Below are 16,880 nucleotides of genomic sequence, written 5' to 3'. Positions count from 1 at the left end.
CTCGTATCAAAATGAAACAGTTGAACTGGTCAGGAAATGCTGTACTTTTCCCATTGGAGGAGAAACCATGCAAATTGCGGGATGCCCTGAACCGGTAGACCAAGTGTCCAGCGTCCTAATCGTTGATGATCATCCGCTATTCAGCGACGCATTGGCTGCGGCGTTGCAACTGAATTTCGAGAATTGCCGGATTGAAAAAGCCAACACGCTTGCGCAGGCATTTAAGATACTTGGCGAGGGCTTCAAACCTGACCTGATCATGTTTGACCTCAAATTGCCGGATGTCACAGGTATCTCGGGTTTTCAACAGTTTCGGCAGCGCTGTCCGAAGGTGCCGGTTCTGGTTATTTCGTCGCTTGCATCCGGAGAGCTTGTGCGATCTTTGATGGATCACGGTGCGATGGGGTTTCTTCCCAAGGATACGCCAGCACAAAAACTCAAGATCGCGATCCAGGAGATTGCGGCTGGCCGCAAGTATGTGCCTGTCGAATTCAGCCGAGTTGAAGAGACAAAGCCAGCAGAAAGCATTGTCTATCAATCCAGTCCCGAGCTTTCGTCGCTCACCCCGCAGCAGGTCAAAATTCTCAAGCTGATATGCGTGGGCCAATCCAACAAACAGATCGCATATGAGCTGTCGCTGGCCGAGGCGACGGTCAAAGCGCATATCACCGCCTTGCTGCGTCGCCTTGGTGTGCGCAATCGGACCCAAGCTGCTGTTCTGGTCGACTCGGTTGTCGCCCGTCATGCGCGACATGAGCCGGAGGTCAAATCCTTTCTTCAACACTAGGGGGCTTGCATGCGGGATTTGGAACATGGACCGAGTTTTATTGCTATTGGCCGTTCCGCTAGCTCGGACCCGACAACCGCCGTTGAAGAAGCCTGCGCAGGCATTGATTGCCTCTCATCTTGCTTCGTCTTGGCCTTTGTTCCCAGCAACCATGATCCTGCGGAAATATCGCGTCGCCTAAACTGGAAGCTTGCGGGCGTTCCAGTTTTTGGCTGCACCACCGCGGGGCAAATAACGCGATCGGGTTATGAATCGGATGCGCTGTTGTTGCTGGCCTTTCCCAAGTCCAACTTTCGATGCTCCTCCATTCTGTTCGAGGGACTTAGACCGCTGGATTCAACGGAAATCGCAGCCACCGCGCAACGTCAGGCCGAAAGGTTTCGTCATACGGCAGGATGGAACAGATTGGCTTTGGTGTTCTCGGATGGATTGTCCAAGCAAGAAGATCTGCTGGTCTCAACTCTGGAAACGGTTCTTGATGGGTTGCCGATTTTTGGCGGCTCTGCCGGAGATGGCCTTCAATATGAAGAAACGTTTATTTTACATGGCGGCAGTGCCTACAGCAATGCCGCCGTCCTGTTGTTGATTGAGACCAACCTTGGTTTTCAAGGCATCGGTTTTGACCATTTCCTGCCAATCGGGTCAGAGATCATCATCACCGATGCCAATCCGGAAGAGCGTGTGGTCTATGAGATCAATGGCGCCCCGGCAGCGCAGGAATACGCGCGGCTGGTCGGCTGCGCGGCCGAGGATCTGTCGCCGCTGGTCTTTGCAGAAAACCCGCTGCTTCTGCGGCAAAACCTGAATTACTACGTACGCGCCATTCGCGAACCGATGGAGGGGGGCTCACTGTCCTTTCTCGCGGCCATTGATGATGGCCTCATCATGACTTTGGGGCGCGGGAAGGAGATCATAGAAACGCTCAAGGCCGGGCTCGATGTGCGTGATAATACCGGATCGGCACCTGATTTCATCCTTGGGTTTGACTGTATTCTGCGCAAACTGGAAATCGAACAGAAACAGCTGAGCAAGCAGGTCTCTGACGTTTTGCAATCCCACCGGGTTGTTGGTTTCAACACCTACGGAGAGCAACAATCCGGTGTACACATGAACCAGACCTTTGTGGGGGTCGCCTTCTTTGAACCAGAGAAGCGTGACCTGAGCTGACTATGCTTAATCCAGACGATCCGCTCGAGATTCAAGTCTCGAAACAAGCCAAGATAATTGACGCGCTGATGCGGCGCGCCAATCGACAGAAAGATGTAGGCCCGTCCGCCTTCCAAGCGTTTCAGTCCGCGATTGAGTTGCAACAGCAGGTGATGGAGCAGAGCCGTGATCTGGAGCGCGCAACCACCGAGCTTGAAAGCGCCAGATACGAACGTGAGCAAACCCGCAAGAGTCTCGTCAAAGCGCTGTCTTCCATGGAAGAAGGGTTCGCGCTGTTCACCGATGGTGAATTGAACCTGTGTAACGAGCTGTTTCAGGCGATTTTCCCGGATATGTCGGACATTGTCGGGCCAGGCCTCAGCCTGGGACGGTTCTTTCTATTGGTGCAAAGCAGCCCCGAGTTCGTGTCGTCCGACCATGGTATCTCGAACATGTTGGATACGCTGGAGCGCAATTGCCACACGGGCATGGTGTCAAGCGACGTGATCGAACTGCGTGGCGACCGTTGGTATCAACTCAGCGCGCAATACACGTCAGCCCAGAATGTGGTCATTTTACTCACCGATATCACTTCGGTTGTGCGTCGGAACCGCGACGAGAAAGAGACCCTGATTGACCGGCAGGAAGACTACCTTCAGGCGGTTTTTCAAAACATGAGCTCTGGTGTCTGCACTTTCTCGTCAGATTCCCAGATCATGATGCATAATGCGCGGTTTCGAGAGATTCTGAACCTGCCGCTCTCTCTGTTGCAGGGAAACGTACCTGTGAAAACGCTCTTGGATCTGATGCGGACGCGTGGGCTGATCAAGGCAGATGATGAACGCAGGATCGGTAAGTGGCAGCACGAACTAAAAAGTCGGGGTTGGCTGCGCAAACGTGTGCGCGACGGATCGGACCGGGTTCTGGATATTCAAGTCAACCAACTGCCAGATGGTGGTTTTCTGGTCGAACTCAAAGACGTGACACTGGAAGCGCGTGCGACCGAGACTCTGGAAAACCGAGTCATGGAACGCACGGCCGAATTAACCCATGCAAACGCCAGGCTGGTTCAGGAATACGAAGAAAAAGCGCGGGTGGAAGAGGCGCTACGGATCGCGAAGGAACGAGCCGAAGCTGCGGTATCTTCCAAGACACGATTCCTTGCCGCGGCCAGTCACGATCTGCTTCAGCCGATCAACGCCGCAAAGCTGATGATTTCAACCTTGCTGGAGATCACGCGTGAGTCCGAACTGCATGAGATGATGGAGCGGCTGGACGGTGCATTTGGCTCTACAGAACAGTTGTTGCATTCATTGCTGGATATCTCAAAGCTTGAAACTGCTGATCCGGATACGGTCTCACCCACGGATGTCAGTCTCGCGTCGATGATTGAGGGGATACAGGGCGATCAGACGCTGGTTGCCGAGACCAAGAACGTGAAGCTTGATGTTGTTCCGTGCTCGGAAATTGTAAACTCAGATCCGGTCTATCTTTTACGCTCGATCCAGAACCTGGTCGTAAATGCCATTCAGTATACCGAACCCGGAGGCCGGGTTCTGGTGGGCTGTCGCAGACGTGGTGACATGGTCATCTTGCAAGTTTGGGACACGGGTATTGGTATTGCGCTCAAAGATCAGGAACGCGTTTTCGAAGAATTCACACGGGCCGACAATGTACCATTGGGTTCTGGCATGGGATTGGGGTTGTCAGTGGTAGACCGCGCCTGCCGACTTTTGGGTCATAAGCTGTCGCTTCGGTCAAAACCTGGCATTGGATCGGTGTTCAGCATTGAAATGGACAGGGTTGAAGCAGGGCAAAGTGCCGTGGAGCCCCTGGATCTTCTCGCGAATACGAGCGATGTGCCGCTCGATTTCATCGTTTTAGTGATCGAAAATGATCGTGATGTTCTATATGGCACGACGCAGTGGCTGGAACAAAATGGTGCGAGCGTTCTGCCAGCCCAGTCGCCGCAGGAGGCATTGCAATTCATAAAAGACATCGGAATGCCGCCCGATATCATTCTGGCGGACTATCAACTGGATGATGGTGAAACCGGAGTGAACACAATTCGCCAGATACGCGAAATGACGCAGACCCAGGTTCCGGCAATTTTAATCACCGCGGATCGCAGTGAGGCCTTGCGCAAAGACGGATTGCAGCTTGAGATTTCGGTCATGACAAAACCGGTCAAGCTGCCTCGGCTCCGATCTTTGATCATATGGAAAATTCAGCGCCATCTTTACCAAGACGCTCGACACCGACAAAAGTCGGCGGTGACATGGAACGATTAGCCCATACTCTCATCTATGGGAGGACAAGATCATGAGAATGCTTCTTTACGGGCTCGCAATTTCGATTTGGAGTTTAAATCCAGCGACCGCGGCCTCGGTTGACGCAGAACAGGCTTATGAATTGCTGTTTCAGGATGGGGTTCTGGACAATATCGCAAGGGATAAGGAACTGATCTACCAGCGCACCGTCACGAACCAGATCAGGCCGGATGCAGCCGAACGTGATACGGGCGATATCGCACTCAGTTTCAGGGAAGACGGGGCCGAAATGGCGCATCTGGAGTTTCGTCAGAACGACAAACACCGCGCTATGGGCGTTTTCCCGGCCAGCGTCGGGAATCCGATGATCATGGTTTTTTACGAAAGCGCGGTCCGGGATATGGCTGAGTCCGCCGGAGGCAGCCCGTTCTACATCCGAAACCGTGTCAAAGATGCGCTGGTTCAACCTGCCGAGATTGTCGAGGGTGAGGCGGTGATCGACGGCAAAACCATCTCCGTACAGACCATCCTTATGCGTCCTTTCGCTGAGGATCCTAACCGGGACCGGATGCAAGGGTTCGGAGATCTCGTCCTCAGCGTCACGGTGTCAGAGGAGGTTCCGGGATGGTATCTGCGCCTGGTTGCTGAAGCCGCACCGGAAGGCGAAGGGGCAGCAATCTATCGGTCGGAGATGCAGTTTGAAGGCGTGCAGGAGGGTCGCGAATGAAAGCCCCAGACCTTAAATGGGAACGTATCCGCATGACCTTTACAGCCATGGTCGCGGCTGTTCTGGTTGCACCGATCACAGCGTCTGCACAAAGCGTCGCCGACCGGCTCAACGATTACCCTACCGCTGCGCGCGCGGATTACGTATTCGCATGCATGGTGACCAACGGCCAGACCCGCGAGATGCTGGATCGGTGCTCATGTTCAATCGACCTGATCGCTTCAATCCTTCCTTATGAACAATACGAACAGGCGGAGACTGTCCTTTCGATGCGTCGGGTCGGGGGCGAGCGAATGGCGTTCTTCAAAAGCGCCGTACTGGCCGAAAACATGGTGGCTGATCTGCGTCGGGCGCAGGCCGAAGCAGAGGTTGTCTGCTTCTGAGTGAAACGCGAACCCGCCCGTTAGCTGGCCGCAGCCTTGGGCAGATCTTTCTCGAATGTGTTGCCCTCGGTATCCGTTGCCTTGACCGTCAACATGGTCGAGCCGTTGTCGTTATAGGCAAAGCGGAATGCCGGGTTTTCTGAGATCGAGATACCGCCGTCCATGGTGAACAACAGCTCATCCCCCTGCCAGACTTCGATGTGGTCGATGAAATGCGCAGGAATGAACAATTGCGTAACCTGATCGCGCTGTAGGCCGGAATAGTTTGGGTGCCGGATCATGATCTGTGCTTCACGGCGCGGTGTTGAAATCTGCGCCTCTTGCCCAAAGCTGCGCAGCTTCATCTTACCCATCGATGCCAAAGCGACCTCGGGGTCTTTGCTGGCTGGTGCCGAGCAGCCGCCCGAGGCTTTGACAAACCGGCCCGTCATGTGGAAACCATCTGGTGTTTCTGCGATCACGCGGACATTCGAGTATTGGTTCACGCGGACTCGCATTTCGAAATCCAACTCACCCATGGCAGGTGAAAACGTGAAGACACCTGCAATTGGCGCGGGGTTTTCGTCGATCACCACAGTGGCGGCAGAGATTTTGGCACTTGGATCAAGTTGCTTCAGAACGATGGGCACCGTTGCAGCATCATGCGCCCTATAGGGTGCGTCCATTGAAAGCAGCGTATCGGCACTCCCGATTTGAACATCGCCCACCACATCGTATTGCAGGTCGTGCCAGGTTTCGCTGTCGACCAGCGGATTCTTGACCGACTGTTCCGCCCAAGCGGGCAAGGATAGCGCAAGTGAAAGGATCGCTGCGGGTGCAATTGCTCTGGCCATGTGTTTTCCTCCGGCAACCGGTGCCGCGGATTATGCCACAAAACCCCGGGAAATTATATGCCGACGAAAGGCGGTGTGGTTCTGGCAGTAAACTGTGCCAAGGTTTTAGGGTGGAGGTTTGCCATGTTTGAAGCCGTGATCTTGCTATGCGCGCAGGCTGCGACCGAGCCCTGCAGAGAGCAGCTTTTGCCGGGCTACGAGGCCGAAAATCAAGCTGAGTGCGAAGAGAAACTTAAGGCGCAACCTCCGTCTCTTTCCGACGGTCACAGCAGTGAACCCGTCTGCCAAGCCATTGGGAAGGTGTTGGAATTCGATGAAGCCGCCCCCGGCCTTTTCGTGCATCGCGGTTTGATTGAGGAGCCAAACGCGGACAATCTGGGGGACGTGTCGAATATCGGATTTGTCATCGGACTAGACAGTGTTGCAGTGATCGACACAGGAACAGCTCCCTGGATGGGAGAAGCCATTTGGCGTGCTGTTCGGGCAGAGACGGACAAACCCGTTAGTCACGTCATTTTGACCCACATGCACCCCGATCACACTCTCGGAACTGCGCCGCTGACCCTGACAGGGGCGCAGATAGTTGGCCATGTGGGGTTGGAAAGAGCGTTATTGGACCGTCTGGGCAATTATGTAGAAAGCCTGAGCGCCGTTATCGGTTCCGACGACTATGTGGGTGTTGGGCCAATCACTGTCGATATCGCGGTCGAAACTGAGGAAGAGATTGATTTGGGCGGGCGTAAACTGATCCTGCGGGCCTGGTCCAGAGCTCATACCGGGAATGACCTGACGGTAAAGGATGTGAACACCGGCGTTTTGTTCACAGGCGATCTGGTGTTTCATCGGCATACCCCGGCCTTAGACGGCGAGCTGATCGGCTGGCAGCGTGTTCTCAAAAAGATGACCGAGCTGAATATTACCCAAATCGTGCCCGGCCATGGTGGCCCGATCCTGGCCTGGCCAGAAGGCGCCGAGGACATGGTGCGCTATCTGGATGTGTTGGAGACTGACACACGCGCCGCAATCGACACGGGTCAGCGACTGGGCGATGCGGTTGAAACAATCGCTCAAAGTGAAGCGGAACAATGGGAATTGTTTGACGCTTATAACCCGCGCAATGCCACGGTCGCGTTTACCGAACTTGAATGGGAATAGCCCTGTCAGCGAATGGCGCGGTTCAGGTTCTTTGCGGCTTTTAAATTGGTCTGATCTGCGCCCTGAACATCGGTTAGCCGCGTCGCGGTCAAATCGGCATCCGTAAAATCAGCACCTGACAATGTGGCCCCTGTCAGGTCTGCCCCACCCAATGTGGTCATCGACATGTCCGCACCGGTGAAATTTGCATTGGGAAGTTTGGCAAATTCCAGATCGGCGCGCGACATTTGTGCATTGGTAAAATCCACATCCGACCCGTGCGCCGAGGTCAGGACGCCACGCATAAGCCCCATGGATTGGTTGCGCATGTCGGCGGAAAAATCTGCCCCTTTGAACACCGCTCGGGTCAGATTGGCCTTGGTGAAGTCAGCGGCGGTTCTGGCATTTGTGAAATCGGCATCACTCAGGTCCGCCTTGCTGAGCTGCGTCTGGAACAACTCGGCTCCAACAAGGGATGCGCCTGAAAGGTTCGCTCCGATCATCCAGGACTGGCTCAGCACTGCGCCATCCAGTTTTGATCCCGACAAATTGGTGCCATTTAATGAGGTCGCTCGCAGGGTCGCATTGCTGAAATCCAGTCCGGACAAGTCCAGATTGTTGAGCCAGACCCGGGTAAAATCGGCGGGGGTGTCGGTTGTGGCTGCATCGAGCCGGGCAACAACGTCGGCGCGGGTCATTTGCGACTCGGTCATTTTGGGCAGTGTCATGTCAACGCCACTCAGCGGTGATTGGCCAAGGACTGTTAGAGGCGCAAGGGTAAATAAAAAGATCAGTAAGGGTTTCATGCATCCCTCCTGCGTTTGTTGGTCGGTAAGTTAACCCTGATCCGACGTCAACTGCTGTAGCATTTGCGAGATCGCGAACAGACGGCGTTCTAGAATTTGCGGTGTTTCGCAGAGATAGGTGATTGAGCGCTGACGGTCTGTATAGATCAACTGATCCCAATCCAGCTGCTCTTCAAGGGCGTCAATGCGGTCGTAATCCGGTGGGTCGGCAGACAAGGCCTGCTCCATTTCCACGCGGGCCAGATCAATCTTTTCGGCCATATCGATCTGGTTCAGCGAAAACTCTCCGATCCCGGCTATTATGCGCTTGCGCCGTTTCGACAAAGTGTCAAAGACACGCTGAAATACCAACCCCAGAACATCCGGATCCCCATTGTAGCGCGCAGCAAATTCCGCGACGCGGGGCTGAAGGTCTTCCAACTCAATCCGTCTCAGGGCAAGCAGCCCGGCAATTTCGTCAATGTCGGCGTCGTTTTGGCCGGATTCACTCTCGGCGATCTGGTGTGGCCACATAAGGCCCAGCGACAGATCTTCGACCTTACGTTGAATACACGGCCAAGTTGGGTCGGAAAAATCCGCGGCAAAGCTTGGGCCAGCCGTGCCGAGCCACGCCAGGGCCATAACAATTAGCTTGCCGTTCGACATCTCAGCTCTCCTCCACGCGGATAGTATGCATGAAATCTGCGCGCCAAGTCCATTCAACCCAATACACACCATTGTCTTAATTGTTAGAACAAGGGGCTGGCCCTCATACTCAACCCAGGCAGTCGGTCTAAAAATGATTCCGCTGCAAGGGAGGACAGACAGAATGAGAACACGCGCGGCGGTTGCTGTGGCGGCAGGGCGACCTTTGGAAATCATGGAGGTTGAACTGGATGGCCCGAAGGCAGGCGAAGTCCTGATCGAGGTCAAGGCAACCGGATTATGTCACACGGATGAGTTCACCCGTTCGGGCGATGACCCCGAAGGGATTTTTCCTGCAATTTTGGGCCATGAGGGTGCCGGGGTTGTAATGGAAGTTGGTGAAGGCGTCACCAGCCTTGAGGTCGGGGACCACGTGATCCCGCTTTACACACCCGAATGCCGCGAGTGCGAGTATTGCCTGAACCCCAAAACGAACCTGTGTCAGAAAGTGCGCGCCACGCAGGGGGCGGGTCTGTTGCCGGACGGAACGACCCGGTTCAGCATGCTGGATGGCACGCCGATCCATCACTACATGGGCTGTTCGACCTTCGCCAATCACACTGTGGTGCCCGAGATCGCCTTGGCCAAAGTGCGCAAGGACGCACCGTTTGATAAAATCTGCTATATCGGCTGTGGCGTCACTACTGGTATCGGGGCCGTAATCAACACCGCCAAGGTCGAGATCGGATCGCGTGGCGTGGTGTTTGGTCTCGGTGGTATCGGCCTGAACGTGATCCAAGGTCTGCGCATGGCTGGTGCGGATCAGATCGTTGGTGTCGATCTGAACGATGGCAAAGCCGAGATGGCAACGCATTTCGGTATGACCGATTTCGTGAATCCCTCGAATGTAAGCGGCGATATCGTGGCGCATCTGGTCGAACTGACCGGAGGGGGTGCAGATTATACCTTTGATGCCACAGGCAATGTTGGCGTGATGCGCACTGCTTTGGAATGTGCGCACAAAGGGTGGGGTGAAAGCATCATCATCGGTGTTGCACCCGCCGGAGCCGAGATTTCGACGCGTCCCTTCCAGCTGGTCACCGGCAGGTCGTGGCGCGGCACGGCGTTTGGCGGCGCCAAGGGTCGGACGGATGTCCCGAAAATCGTCGACTGGTACATGGACGGCAAGATTGAGATTGATCCCATGATCACGCACAAATTGACGCTGGATGAGATCAACCACGGCTTTGACCTGATGCACGAAGGAAAGTCGATCCGCGCGGTGGTGGAGTACTGACATGGATCTAAAAATCATTTCGCAAAACCGCAGCTTCGGAGGGGAGCAGACTGTCTACTCCCACCCCTCCGAGACATGCGGCTGCGAGATGACATTTGCCATCTACCTGCCACCTCAGGCCAGATCCGGGCCGGTGCCTGTGCTGTGGTACTTGTCGGGTCTGACCTGCACGCATGAAAATGCGATGACCAAAGGCGGCTTTCAGGAGGCGGCCGCGGACTATGGTGTCGCGGTTGTATTTCCCGATACGTCTCCGCGTGGTGACAACGTTGCCGATGATGATGCCTATGATCTGGGGCAGGGGGCAGGTTTCTATGTGAATGCCACCCGTGATCCTTGGCGGTCGCACTTCAGAATGTATGACTATATCGTTGACGAGTTGCGCGACATAGTTGTGGGGAGTTTTCTGGTTCAGGATCGTCATGGGATCACGGGTCATTCCATGGGCGGGCACGGCGCGATCACGATCGCGATACGGAACGCCGACAAATTCAGATCTCTTTCAGCATTTGCGCCGATCGCGCACCCGACACGTTCGGATTGGGGTCGCAAACAGCTCAGCAGCTATCTGGGTGACGACGAAAACACCTGGGTCAAGCATGACGCGACATTGCTGCTGGAAGAACACGGCTGGAAAGGCGATCTGCTGATCGATCAGGGTGCGGATGATCAGTTTCTCGATCTGCTAAAACCCGAAGCTTTGGCCAACATGATGGCCAAGCGCCGCCAGCCAGGACAGATCAGAATTCAGGAAGGGTATGACCATTCGTATTTCTTCGTGAACAGCTTTGCGCGTGATCATGTCGAATGGCACGCCGAACGTCTCAGCCAATGAAAACAGCAAGGAAAGAATGATAGTGTTAAGAACGGTAATCACGGCAACCTGCCTCATGCTTTCACCCGCCTTTGCAAGTGCCGAAGGCGATCCCGAAGCGGGCGAGAAAGTCTTCCGCAAGTGCAAAGCCTGTCACGCTGTGGGCGAGGGGGCAGAAAACAAAGTGGGCCCAATGCTGAACGGTATCGTTGGGCGTCCGGCCGCAACCGTTGAGGGGTTTGGCTATTCTCCGACACTCATCGAACTGTCCGAAGAGGGGCTGGTCTGGACACCCGAAGAACTGGACGCGTTTCTGACGAAACCGCGCGACTATGCGAAGGGAATCAAGATGACCTTCGCCGGTCTGCGCAAAGAGGACGATCGCACCAACATCATCGCATATCTTGCAACCTTTGAAGACCCAGGGTCGTAAGAGATCGCATTGCTCGCCTGTCGATGTGACCGCAATAGGGCCGGTCTGGGCGAGCATCAACAGACACCGCAATCCGACCTGGGTGAGGTGTTGCAATGCAGCGAGAACGCTGCACGAAAGGGAGGAGATCGAATGAGAAATTTATCGCTTTGGACCTCCGGGATTGCCATTGCACTGGCCACTTCGGCTTATGCCAATGACGACCTGGTTGCCCAGATGGAGAACTCAAAGCAATGGGCGATCCAAACGGGTGACTACAAAAACCAGCGCTATTCCGAACTGGATCAGATCAACGCCGACAATGTTGGAGATCTGCAGGTGGCGTGGACCTTCTCGACCGGCGTTCTGCGCGGGCACGAGGGTTCACCGCTGGTTATTGGCGACATGATGTATGTTCACACGCCGTTCCCGAACATTGTCTATGCTCTGGATCTGGCCAATGACGGCAAGATCGTTTGGAAGTACGAGCCCAAGCAGGACCCGGACGTTATTCCGGTAATGTGCTGTGACACCGTTAACCGCGGTGTGGCCTATGCGGATGGCAAGATCTTCCTGCATCAGGCGGACACCAAGGTTGTGGCGCTGGATGCCAAATCCGGTGACGTTGTTTGGGAAGTCCAGAATGGTGACCCGGCGATTGGTGAAACCAACACAGCCACGGTTCTGCCCATCAAGGACAAGGTCATTGTCGGCATTTCGGGTGGTGAGTTCGGAGTGCGCGGATCGGTTACGGCCTATGACATGAACTCGGGTGAGCAAGTCTGGCGCGCCTATTCCATGGGGCCGGATTCGGACATCCTGGTTGACCCGGAAAAGACCACCCATCTGGGTAAGCCGGTTGGCACGGACTCGGGCACAAACACCTGGGAAGGCGATCAGTGGAAGATCGGTGGCGGCACCACCTGGGGCTGGTATTCTGCCGACCTGGACGAGAACCTGATGTACTATGGCACGGGTAACCCGTCGACATGGAACCCGGCACAGCGGCCCGGCGACAATCGCTGGTCGATGACCGTCATGGCACGTGACATCGACACCGGCATGGCCAAATGGTTCTACCAGATGACGCCGCATGACGAATGGGATTATGACGGCATCAATGAAATGATCCTGACAGAGCAGGAAATTGATGGCACAGAGCGCAAGCTGCTGACCCATTTCGACCGCAACGGTCTGGGATACACTATGGATCGTGTCACAGGTGAGTTGCTGGTGGCTGAAAAATTCGACCCGGTTGTGAACTGGACAACTGGCGTCGACATGGACCCCAACAGTGAGACTTATGGTCGTCCGGCTGTGGTCGCTCAGTATTCGACGGAACAGAACGGCGAGGACGTGAACTCGACCGGTATCTGCCCGGCGGCACTGGGCACCAAGGACCAACAGCCCGCAGCCTATTCGCCGAAGACTCAGCTGATGTACGTGCCGACCAACCACGTCTGCATGGACTATGAGCCGTTCCGCGTTTCCTATACCGCTGGTCAGCCTTATGTGGGCGCGACTCTGGCGATGTATCCGGCACCGGATAGCCATGGTGGTATGGGTAACTTCATCGCGTGGGACAACACCGACGGAAGCATCAAGTGGTCGCTACCCGAGCAGTTCTCGGTCTGGTCCGGTGCGCTGGCGACAGCAGGTGATGTTGTCTTTTACGGCACGCTCGAAGGTTATCTGAAGGCCGTTCATGCTGAAACCGGTGAAGAACTGTACAAGTTCAAAACACCGTCCGGCATCATCGGCAACGTGATGACGTATGAGCAAGGTGGCAAGCAGTATATCGGCATCCTGTCGGGTGTTGGTGGCTGGGCCGGTATTGGTCTGGCGGCTGGTCTGACCAACCCGAATGACGGTTTGGGTGCCGTGGGTGGCTATGCCGCTCTCAGCGACTATACCGCGCTGGGTGGTCAGCTGACAGTGTTCGCACTGCCGAACTAAGCCAAAGAACTGACCGGCGCGACCCGATTGGACCGCGCCGGTTTTCACCTGCAAAAAAACGAGCTTTCCATGAACCACTCTGTACGTCTTCTGGCATCCGTTCTTGTGTCCTGCCTTCCCGTTGCCGCGATTGCTGACAATCTGGCGGTCTCCTATTCCGAGGATGGGCGGTATTACACCGAAGACGATATCCCGACATTTAACGTGGCCGAGGATGGAACTGTGGACTGGATGACATTTTCAGGCTTCCGGCGTTATCACGCGGAATGCCATGTCTGTCATGGTCCGGATGGCGAAGGCTCGACCTATGCGCCGGCTCTGAAAGAGTCAGCGCTGGATATGGATTATTATGACTTTGTCGACATCGTCACGAATGGTCGACAGGTGGTGAACGCCGCTGAAAACTCGGTGATGCCGGGATTTGGCGACAACCCGAATGTGATGTGCTTTCTGGATGACATCTATGTATACTTGAAAGCTCATGGATCGGGCGCGATCCCGCGTGGTCGCCCGCCCAAGAAAGAGGCGAAATCCGACGTGATCCGCGAGGATGAAGATGCGTGCATGGGCTAAGGGCTGTCTTGCTCTGACGGTGCTTGGCGTCTGGCTTGGCCAGGCGCAGCCCGCGTTGGCCCAAACCTCTGATCTCGTTTCAAAAACTGCCTTTCGCGTTTGCGCGGATCCAGCCAACTACCCTGTGTCGTCAAAGGACGGATCGGGATACGAGAACCGACTGGCCGAACTGGTCGCCGCAAAGCTGGAATTGCCGGTTCAATATGTCTGGTTTCCACAAGCGACAGGCTTCATTCGAAACACACTCGCTGCCAAGCGTTGTGATGTAGTGATTGGCTATGCACAAGGTCATGAGTTGGTGCAGAATACCAACCACTACTATACCTCGGCCTATGCGCTGATCGTGCCGAGGGACAGCGATCTGGCGCAGGTGGACCGGTTGAATGACCCTGCGCTCAAGGGGCAAAAAATCGGGATCGTGGCGGGTACTCCGCCGGCGGCGCATATGGCGCGGAATGGGCTGATCGGACAGGCCAAGCCTTACAACCTGTTCGTCGATCGACGCGTGGAAAGTCCGGCTATCGATATGCTGGATGACCTGCAATCGGGCGAGATTGATGCGGCCATCCTATGGGGTCCATTGGGCGGACCATTGGTCAAGGCGGACTACCCAGATTTCAAGGTGAACCCGCTGGTCAATGAAGAGCTGCCTCCGCGTTTGTTCTATCGCATCACCATGGGCGTGCGGCAGGGTGAGAAGGTTTGGCAACGGCAACTGAATTCTCTGATCAGGCGCAATCAGGATGAGATAAATGCTGTGTTGGCCGATGCCGGAGTTCCGCTTGTGAATGATTTGGGAACCGAGGTGCTGGATCTGTCACAATGATCCGGGCCGCGTTGACCTTTGCGCTGATCTCGACCGCCGCGATGGCACAGACAGTGCCCGAGCCGACGGATTATCGCATGGATCACTACCGTGCGCCGGTGCCGGACCGGATCACCGGCGGCACAACCATCGGCCCGGAAGAGGCACACACGTTGTGGCAAGATCAGACCGCCGCGTTTATCGACGTTTTGCCACAGCCACCTAAGCCAGCCAATCTGCCCGAGGGCACGATTTGGCGAGACAAGCCGCGCGATAGTATCCCCGAAACGATCTGGCTACCCAATGTCGGCTATGGTGCAATCGCAGACGTCACAGCTGACTATTTTCGATCCGGGTTAGAGGCCAGCACCAATGGCGATGTTGAGCATGGCGTTGTGTTCTTCTGCCTTGAAGATTGCTGGATGAGTTGGAATGCCGCCAGACGCGCAATCGAAAGGGGGTACACCAACGTCTATTGGTTCCCAGAAGGCACCGATGGCTGGGCCTTGTGGGGGTACCCACTCGAACGGGTCGAGCCGTTTCCAGGTCAGCCCGTAACTGGAGGCGGCTGAACTAGAATCCCGCCAGCCTCTTGTGCAAATGACTAACCGTTCCGTCCGTGTCTGTCATGGTCACATCCACCGCTTGCGCTCGGCTTGGAACGGATACGCCGACCCTCGGGTTTTCAGACAATGAAATTGATCCGGTCATCTGAACATAACCCGCGCCATCAAGATCAATATCCACGGTTTCCACATAGCGCATCGGTATGAACAGCAGGGAAATCTGGTCCATCTGCATTCCCGAATGCGACGGATGATCAATGTTCAGATCCATCTTGTTGGCGCGATCCGCACCTAGATTGGACAACCGTGAACGCATATCCAGCGCAGGTATACGACCGACAAGTTCCGCCTCCATCGTTCCCAGGTTTTCCAACGCCAGTTTCGGGTCAGTTCCGGGCGGTGCGGCGCAAGCCCCAAGGCCCGAAGTTTTGACAAAGGTTTCTGACACCCAAAGGCGGCCATCCGTGGTTTCGGCAATGACATGCATCGGGGTCGGGCCGTTCACGCGCATGGTCACGTCGAAGTAGAAGCTCGGCAGCGGTTCTTCCAATTCGAACACAGCAGAAACAGGCATCGGGTTTTCATCCAGCACCAAGGTCACTTTCGCTACATTCGTTCCTCTGGGGGCAACGACCTGAGCCGCCAGCTCGGTCCGTGTGTCATCGGGTGTGCGGTAGGGCGCATCGATCGCGATCAACGCGTCACCATTCTGCATTGGTCGGTCGCCGTAGAGCAGCGCGCGGACATTTTCCCATGCCTCGTTCGATGCCCAGGCTGGAGCAACCAGCACGCAGAACAGGGCTGCAATCAGGTGAGAAGCCTTCATTGTCTTCCTCCTTGCAGAAATCTGCCGAAGGCACGCGGCCCATCGCAGGTTTCTATCGTTTCTACCACGGACAGCGCCTTTGGGTCCACAATGCTGACAGTGTTGTCGAACCAGTTTGCGATGACCACAAGATCCTCGCCGGTTGTTGCGTCGATGCCCTCCGGGTATTCCCCGACCTCAAGCAGAGCTTCATGCTCCAACGTCTCAAGAGTGATAACACTGAGCGTATTGGCATATTGGTTCGTGACGAATGCACGACCATGGGCAAAGGCTATTCCATAGGGACGTTCGCCAACGGGGACCGTAGCTATGACCGCGCCGGTTTCGACATCGACAACGCTGACATCATTGCTGCCGACATTGCCGACAAAAAGCCGCCCATCAGGGGTAAAGCGCAATCCGAAGGGGCGGGTGCCAACGGTTACAATGTGAAGTGTTTGTAGAGTTTTTGCATCGAAAACCGAAACCTGATCAGAGTCCTTGTCAGCCGATGCCAGAAAACGTCCATCGGATGAAATCGCGATCCCGGCCGGGGCGGTGCCTGTTGGCAATTCTGTCAGAACCTCCAGACTTTCGCTGTCCAGAACCCAAAGACGAGAGTTGAACCAATCCGATACAAATACTCGCCCGCGTACAGGGTCTAGCGCGATTCCCATGGGACCACCATCGAGCATAACCTGCGCTATCGCCTCACCCGTTTCTGCAGACAAACGCCGCACCGTTTTACTATCCGGGGACACGGCGAACAGCGTACCGTCCAACCCAACGACCACGCCCGCAGGCATGCCGGGCAGCGGCCAACGGGCCGTTTCCTGCATTTCGGAAAGGTCAATGCGGCTGAGTTCCTCACCGTTTTGGCAAGTGATGAACGCCGTCTCTGCCGGCACCGGGCTGCCAGAGAGCACCGCAAGCAATATCAAG

18 protein-coding genes are annotated in these 16,880 nt (G+C 55.6%); 13 read left to right on the top strand and 5 right to left on the bottom strand.

Translation table 11 applies throughout. The features are described from left to right. The first annotated feature begins 67 nt into the window (after positions 1 to 67). From AC2FEE_RS19605 to AC2FEE_RS19585, 5 genes are read left to right on the top strand one after another with little or no spacing between them, the layout of a single operon-like run. On the top strand, positions 68 to 787 hold the full coding sequence (locus tag AC2FEE_RS19605; RefSeq protein ID WP_496867016.1) for a response regulator: 720 nt from the start codon (positions 68 to 70) through the stop codon (positions 785 to 787). A 9-nt stretch (positions 788 to 796) separates the two neighbouring features. Beyond that, positions 797 to 1,954 (top strand): FIST N-terminal domain-containing protein, encoded by a 1,158-nt coding sequence (locus AC2FEE_RS19600; protein WP_496867015.1) that lies wholly within the window; start codon positions 797 to 799, stop codon positions 1,952 to 1,954. Positions 1,955 to 1,956: 2 nt separating this feature from the next. Further along, complete coding sequence (locus AC2FEE_RS19595; protein ID WP_496867014.1) at positions 1,957 to 4,224, top strand: hybrid sensor histidine kinase/response regulator; 2,268 nt, start codon at positions 1,957 to 1,959, stop codon at positions 4,222 to 4,224. A 31-nt stretch (positions 4,225 to 4,255) separates the two neighbouring features. Next, positions 4,256 to 4,930 carry a hypothetical protein gene (locus tag AC2FEE_RS19590; protein WP_496867013.1) on the top strand — a complete coding sequence of 225 codons (675 nt, stop codon included), beginning with the start codon at positions 4,256 to 4,258 and terminating at the stop codon, positions 4,928 to 4,930. A gap of 47 nt (positions 4,931 to 4,977) precedes the next feature. Continuing rightward, positions 4,978 to 5,313, top strand: coding sequence for a hypothetical protein (locus AC2FEE_RS19585; RefSeq protein WP_480594694.1), 336 nt, complete (start codon positions 4,978 to 4,980; stop codon positions 5,311 to 5,313). A 20-nt stretch (positions 5,314 to 5,333) separates the two neighbouring features. Here the strand turns inward: AC2FEE_RS19585 and AC2FEE_RS19580 are convergent, their stop codons facing one another. Next, positions 5,334 to 6,146 carry a quinoprotein dehydrogenase-associated SoxYZ-like carrier gene (locus tag AC2FEE_RS19580; RefSeq protein WP_496867012.1) on the bottom strand — a complete coding sequence of 271 codons (813 nt, stop codon included), beginning with the start codon at positions 6,144 to 6,146 and terminating at the stop codon, positions 5,334 to 5,336. 123 nt (positions 6,147 to 6,269) lie between these two features. On the opposite strand from AC2FEE_RS19580, the gene AC2FEE_RS19575 reads away from it, so the two are divergent. Continuing rightward, positions 6,270 to 7,301, top strand: coding sequence for a quinoprotein relay system zinc metallohydrolase 2 (locus AC2FEE_RS19575; protein ID WP_496867011.1), 1,032 nt, complete (start codon positions 6,270 to 6,272; stop codon positions 7,299 to 7,301). Between the two features lie 5 nt (positions 7,302 to 7,306). Here AC2FEE_RS19575 and AC2FEE_RS19570 read toward each other — a convergent pair whose 3' ends face one another. Together AC2FEE_RS19570 and AC2FEE_RS19565 are read right to left on the bottom strand one after the other, a co-directional pair. Continuing rightward, positions 7,307 to 8,086 (bottom strand): pentapeptide repeat-containing protein, encoded by a 780-nt coding sequence (locus AC2FEE_RS19570; RefSeq protein WP_496867010.1) that lies wholly within the window; start codon positions 8,084 to 8,086, stop codon positions 7,307 to 7,309. A gap of 30 nt (positions 8,087 to 8,116) precedes the next feature. Further along, positions 8,117 to 8,731 (bottom strand): hypothetical protein, encoded by a 615-nt coding sequence (locus tag AC2FEE_RS19565; RefSeq protein WP_496867009.1) that lies wholly within the window; start codon positions 8,729 to 8,731, stop codon positions 8,117 to 8,119. Positions 8,732 to 8,894: 163 nt separating this feature from the next. Between AC2FEE_RS19565 and AC2FEE_RS19560 the strand changes: the two genes are divergently transcribed. The 7 genes from AC2FEE_RS19560 (at position 8,895) to AC2FEE_RS19530 (ending at position 15,139) form a co-directional block, all read left to right on the top strand. After that, on the top strand, positions 8,895 to 10,007 hold the full coding sequence (locus AC2FEE_RS19560) for an S-(hydroxymethyl)glutathione dehydrogenase/class III alcohol dehydrogenase (RefSeq protein ID WP_496867008.1): 1,113 nt from the start codon (positions 8,895 to 8,897) through the stop codon (positions 10,005 to 10,007). A 1-nt stretch (position 10,008) separates the two neighbouring features. Beyond that, a complete protein-coding gene (gene fghA / locus AC2FEE_RS19555; protein ID WP_496867007.1) occupies positions 10,009 to 10,842 on the top strand; it encodes an S-formylglutathione hydrolase in 834 nt (277 codons plus the stop codon). A gap of 55 nt (positions 10,843 to 10,897) precedes the next feature. Next, positions 10,898 to 11,254: a c-type cytochrome gene (locus AC2FEE_RS19550; RefSeq protein WP_496867006.1), complete on the top strand. Its 357-nt coding sequence runs from the start codon at positions 10,898 to 10,900 to the stop codon at positions 11,252 to 11,254. Between the two features lie 132 nt (positions 11,255 to 11,386). Further along, positions 11,387 to 13,189 (top strand): lanthanide-dependent methanol dehydrogenase XoxF5, encoded by a 1,803-nt coding sequence (gene xoxF5, locus AC2FEE_RS19545; protein WP_496867005.1) that lies wholly within the window; start codon positions 11,387 to 11,389, stop codon positions 13,187 to 13,189. A gap of 69 nt (positions 13,190 to 13,258) precedes the next feature. After that, positions 13,259 to 13,762, top strand: coding sequence for a c-type cytochrome, methanol metabolism-related (locus tag AC2FEE_RS19540; protein WP_496867004.1), 504 nt, complete (start codon positions 13,259 to 13,261; stop codon positions 13,760 to 13,762). Then, on the top strand, positions 13,746 to 14,588 hold the full coding sequence (locus AC2FEE_RS19535) for a substrate-binding domain-containing protein (RefSeq protein WP_496867003.1): 843 nt from the start codon (positions 13,746 to 13,748) through the stop codon (positions 14,586 to 14,588). The genes AC2FEE_RS19540 and AC2FEE_RS19535 overlap by 17 nt, the downstream gene beginning before the upstream one ends. Then, positions 14,585 to 15,139, top strand: a complete 555-nt coding sequence (locus AC2FEE_RS19530; RefSeq protein ID WP_496867002.1) for a PQQ-dependent catabolism-associated CXXCW motif protein — start codon at positions 14,585 to 14,587, stop codon at positions 15,137 to 15,139. The genes AC2FEE_RS19535 and AC2FEE_RS19530 overlap by 4 nt, the downstream gene beginning before the upstream one ends. 1 nt (position 15,140) lies before the next feature. Here the strand turns inward: AC2FEE_RS19530 and AC2FEE_RS19525 are convergent, their stop codons facing one another. Together AC2FEE_RS19525 and AC2FEE_RS19520 are read right to left on the bottom strand one after the other, a co-directional pair. Further along, positions 15,141 to 15,959 carry a quinoprotein dehydrogenase-associated SoxYZ-like carrier gene (locus tag AC2FEE_RS19525; protein ID WP_496867001.1) on the bottom strand — a complete coding sequence of 273 codons (819 nt, stop codon included), beginning with the start codon at positions 15,957 to 15,959 and terminating at the stop codon, positions 15,141 to 15,143. Then, a complete protein-coding gene (locus AC2FEE_RS19520; protein WP_496867000.1) occupies positions 15,956 to 16,879 on the bottom strand; it encodes a beta-propeller fold lactonase family protein in 924 nt (307 codons plus the stop codon). Before AC2FEE_RS19520 ends, AC2FEE_RS19525 begins: the two co-directional genes overlap by 4 nt. Position 16,880: the final 1 nt, after the last annotated feature.

It is taken from the genome of Ruegeria sp. YTSC199, assembly GCF_059609725.1.
Note: the sequence above shows the minus strand (reverse complement) of the source record. Positions and strands in the feature narration are given on the sequence as shown.

Bases quoted from the DNA above. Each gene is read 5' to 3' on its own strand.
- AC2FEE_RS19530 (WP_496867002.1), top strand. From the start codon at position 14,585: ATGATCCGGGCCGCGTTGACCTTTGCGCTGATCTCGACCGCCGCGATG.
- AC2FEE_RS19560 (WP_496867008.1), top strand. From the start codon at position 8,895: ATGAGAACACGCGCGGCGGTTGCTGTGGCGGCAGGGCGACCTTTGGAA.
- fghA (WP_496867007.1), top strand. From the start codon at position 10,009: ATGGATCTAAAAATCATTTCGCAAAACCGCAGCTTCGGAGGGGAGCAG.
- AC2FEE_RS19605 (WP_496867016.1), top strand. From the start codon at position 68: ATGCAAATTGCGGGATGCCCTGAACCGGTAGACCAAGTGTCCAGCGTC.
- AC2FEE_RS19600 (WP_496867015.1), top strand. From the start codon at position 797: ATGCGGGATTTGGAACATGGACCGAGTTTTATTGCTATTGGCCGTTCC.
- AC2FEE_RS19550 (WP_496867006.1), top strand. From the start codon at position 10,898: ATGCTTTCACCCGCCTTTGCAAGTGCCGAAGGCGATCCCGAAGCGGGC.
- AC2FEE_RS19540 (WP_496867004.1), top strand. From the start codon at position 13,259: ATGAACCACTCTGTACGTCTTCTGGCATCCGTTCTTGTGTCCTGCCTT.
- AC2FEE_RS19580 (WP_496867012.1), bottom strand. From the start codon at position 6,146: ATGGCCAGAGCAATTGCACCCGCAGCGATCCTTTCACTTGCGCTATCC.
- AC2FEE_RS19575 (WP_496867011.1), top strand. From the start codon at position 6,270: ATGTTTGAAGCCGTGATCTTGCTATGCGCGCAGGCTGCGACCGAGCCC.
- AC2FEE_RS19570 (WP_496867010.1), bottom strand. From the start codon at position 8,086: ATGAAACCCTTACTGATCTTTTTATTTACCCTTGCGCCTCTAACAGTC.
- AC2FEE_RS19565 (WP_496867009.1), bottom strand. From the start codon at position 8,731: ATGTCGAACGGCAAGCTAATTGTTATGGCCCTGGCGTGGCTCGGCACG.
- xoxF5 (WP_496867005.1), top strand. From the start codon at position 11,387: ATGAGAAATTTATCGCTTTGGACCTCCGGGATTGCCATTGCACTGGCC.
- AC2FEE_RS19595 (WP_496867014.1), top strand. From the start codon at position 1,957: ATGCTTAATCCAGACGATCCGCTCGAGATTCAAGTCTCGAAACAAGCC.
- AC2FEE_RS19590 (WP_496867013.1), top strand. From the start codon at position 4,256: ATGAGAATGCTTCTTTACGGGCTCGCAATTTCGATTTGGAGTTTAAAT.
- AC2FEE_RS19585 (WP_480594694.1), top strand. From the start codon at position 4,978: ATGGTCGCGGCTGTTCTGGTTGCACCGATCACAGCGTCTGCACAAAGC.
- AC2FEE_RS19525 (WP_496867001.1), bottom strand. From the start codon at position 15,959: ATGAAGGCTTCTCACCTGATTGCAGCCCTGTTCTGCGTGCTGGTTGCT.
- AC2FEE_RS19535 (WP_496867003.1), top strand. From the start codon at position 13,746: ATGCGTGCATGGGCTAAGGGCTGTCTTGCTCTGACGGTGCTTGGCGTC.